The 2,895-nt window shown below is 66.3% G+C and carries 3 protein-coding genes; all 3 read left to right on the top strand.

Features of this window, described 5'->3' with window-relative positions; translation table 11 throughout:
• Positions 1-104 precede the first annotated feature (104 nt).
• The gene (locus FVW20_RS11635; protein ID WP_196609740.1) at positions 105-794 is read left to right on the top strand and encodes an amino acid ABC transporter permease; all 690 of its coding nucleotides are present in this window, start codon (positions 105-107) and stop codon (positions 792-794) included.
• A gap of 4 nt (positions 795-798) precedes the next feature.
• On the top strand, positions 799-1,659 hold the full coding sequence (locus FVW20_RS11630) for a 50S ribosomal protein L11 methyltransferase (RefSeq protein WP_196609739.1): 861 nt from the start codon (positions 799-801) through the stop codon (positions 1,657-1,659).
• Between the two features lie 432 nt (positions 1,660-2,091).
• A complete protein-coding gene (locus FVW20_RS11625) occupies positions 2,092-2,763 on the top strand; it encodes an endonuclease III domain-containing protein (RefSeq protein ID WP_196609738.1) in 672 nt (223 codons plus the stop codon).
• Positions 2,764-2,895 lie beyond the last annotated feature (132 nt).

Genomic DNA, 2,895 nt, shown 5'->3' with positions numbered 1-2,895 from the left:
GCCCCGGCGGCCCGGCCTTTTCGCGCGGCGGCGCCGCGTGACCCCGGATACCGCCGGGCAGCGCGCCGCGCATGTTTCAGAATCAGTCGCAAGGAGCAACCGGCGTGCAGTGGGACGTCGTCTGGAGAAATTTCGATTACCTGCTCGTGGGCTCGTGGCCGCAGGGGCCGCTGGGCGGTCTTGCCATGAGCGTGGTGCTGGCCATCGGCGGCATTTTCGGCGCGTTCTGGCTGGGCCTTGGCTTTGGCCTGCTGCGCCTGTCCGACCGCTGGTGGCTGCGCCTGCCCGCCATCATCTACGTGGAGGTCATCCGCGGCATCCCGCTGCTGATGCTGATCTTCTGGTTCTATTTCCTTGCCCCCATCGTGCTTGGCCACACCCTGCCAGAGGCGGAGAGCGCCCTTGTGGCCTTCATCGTGTTCACCGGCGCCTACATCGCCGAAATCGTGCGCGCCGGGGTGCTTGCCCTGCCGCATGGCCAGATGGAGGCCGCGCGCGGCACCGGGCTTTCCAAGACCCAGGCCATGATCTACGTCATCCTGCCGCAGGCCCTGCGCAACATGATTCCCTCGTTCGTGAACCAGTTCGTCAGCTTGACCAAGGACACCTCGCTCGCCTACATCATCGGCGTTTCCGAACTTACCCGCACGGCCACCCAGATCAACAACCGCGAGCTGACTGCTCCGGCGGAACTCTTCTTCACCATCGCCGTGCTGTACTTCATCGTCTGCTGGACCCTGACCGCCGCAAGCCGGCGCATGGAACGGCAGATGGCCCGATACCAGGCAAGGTAACCACGTGTCCGACCTTATCCGCATCAGCATCGTCATTGCCGCCGACTGCCCCGAGGACCTGGAAACCGTCGACGCCGTCCTGGCCCTTGCCGTGCCCTTCGGCTGGGAAGAGGAAAGCCTGCCCGACGGCTCCGTGCGCCTGCGCGTGCACACCGACAACCCCGCCTTCTGCGAACAGCTTCTGGCCACCCTGCGCGCCGAACTGCCCCGCGCCGAGGTGACCCGCGATTCCGTGCCCGATACCGACTGGACCCTGGCCTGGCGCGACTTCTTCACGCCCGTGCCCTGCGGCACCCACTTCTTGGTCATCGCCCCGTGGATGATCGACACCATCGACCTTGAAGGCCGCACCCCCATCGTCATCGAGCCCAAGACCGCCTTCGGCACCGGGCACCATCCCACCACCGCCCTGTGTCTCGGCGCCGTCTCAGAGCTCGCCGCCTCCGGTCGGCTGCGGCCAGGCCTGCGCTTTCTCGACCTTGGCACCGGCTCCGGCATCCTCGCCATCGGCTGCGCCAAGCTGGGCATGACCGGCGTGGCCACCGACATCGACATGCTGGCCGTGGAAAACGCCGAGGAAAACCGCGTCATCAATGCCGTGGCCCCCGCCATCGACGTGCGCCTCGGCAGCACCGACGCCGCCCGGGGCGAACGCTACGACGTGCTGCTCGCCAACATCCTCGCCCAGCCCCTGAAAGACCTCGCCCCCGACATCCTCGGCCTGCTGGCTCCCGGCGGATGCCTCGTCCTCTCCGGCCTGCTCGCCGTACAGGCGGACGGCGTGGAAGCCGCCTACACCAGCCTCGGCATGCCCCCCGCACGCCGCCGCGTGGAAGGCGAATGGGCCGCCCTGATCTGGGAGTAGGGAAGAAGAGTTACGAAATTACGGAAGTACCGGGGAGGGGATCTTTTGCGGCAGCCGTTAGATGAGCGCGAAGCGCGAGTCTTACGGATGGCGACCGCAACGCGTAAAAAGGTCTCCCTCCCCGGACCCCGCTCTGATGCCTTCATCCGTAATGCTCGAAGACTCGCATAACGGTTGAAGCTCCCCCCAAAACTTTTCAATTGGGGTAATGAAGGGGTAGGCCGAGAATTTTTGTGCCGCGTTACTCGATGTAGTGACGCGGTATTTTTATTGGAAAAATATTCCCTTAAGGGGGTGCAGGGGGCAATGCCCCCTGCCCGCCGGAGGCGTAAAAAAAGACACGACCTGCTGCCGGAGGCATATGCACAGCCCCCGGAACAGAGACGCGCCATCGGTTGCGGGGCATGCGTGATGAGGCTAGGGTGTCGGCCTATGCGAGGGAAACGGGAACGCCTGTTGCGCGAGATGTACGCGGCCATGCACGCCAGGCTGGGGCCGAGCGGCTGGTGGCCGGGCGAGACGCCGCTGGAAGTCTGCGTGGGCGCGGTGCTGACCCAGAATACCGCGTGGACCAACGTGACAAAGGCCATCCTGCGCCTGCGGGATGCGGGCGTGCTGGCCAGTGGTCAGGCGCTGTTGTCCCTGCCCGAGGCGGATATGTCCGAACTGATCCGCCCTGCGGGATTCTTTCGGCTGAAGGCGGTGCGGCTGCGCAACCTGCTGCGCTTCCTGGATGATGCCTGCGGCTTCGACTTCAGTGTGCTGGCCGGGCAGGAACTGGACTACCTGCGCCCCCGGCTGCTCAATGTGTCGGGCATCGGGCCGGAAACGGCGGATTCCGTCCTGCTGTACGCCGTGGGGCTGCCCACCTTCGTGGTGGACGCCTACACCCGGCGCATCCTGCACCGGCACGCCATGGTGCCGGACGACATCCCTTACCACGAACTGCGCGACGTGTTCATGGACGTACTGGAACCGGACGTGCCCCTGTACAACGAATTCCACGCCCTTCTGGTGCGGGTTGCGGCGCAGTGGTGCCGGGCCCGCGCTCCGCGTTGCGCCGATTGCCCCCTGTGCCCCTTCCTCGACGGCGGGGGGGCTTGAGTCATGCGCCTGTTCCGGCATGTATTTCTGCCGTTCCGTGCGGCTGCCGCCGAGGCGGGGCAGGTTGCCGGGCGGACTGCCGGACGGGCTGCCGGACGGGCTGCCGGACGGAACGGCGACCGTCCGTGCGCG

The organism is Nitratidesulfovibrio oxamicus (assembly GCF_015731765.1).
GTDB lineage: Bacteria > Desulfobacterota > Desulfovibrionia > Desulfovibrionales > Desulfovibrionaceae > Cupidesulfovibrio > Cupidesulfovibrio oxamicus.
Note: the sequence above shows the minus strand (reverse complement) of the source record. Positions and strands in the feature narration are given on the sequence as shown.

Coding starts and splice junctions, on each gene's coding strand:
- FVW20_RS11625 (WP_196609738.1), top strand. CDS start 2,092: ATGCGAGGGAAACGGGAACGCCTGTTGCGCGAGATGTACGCGGCCATG.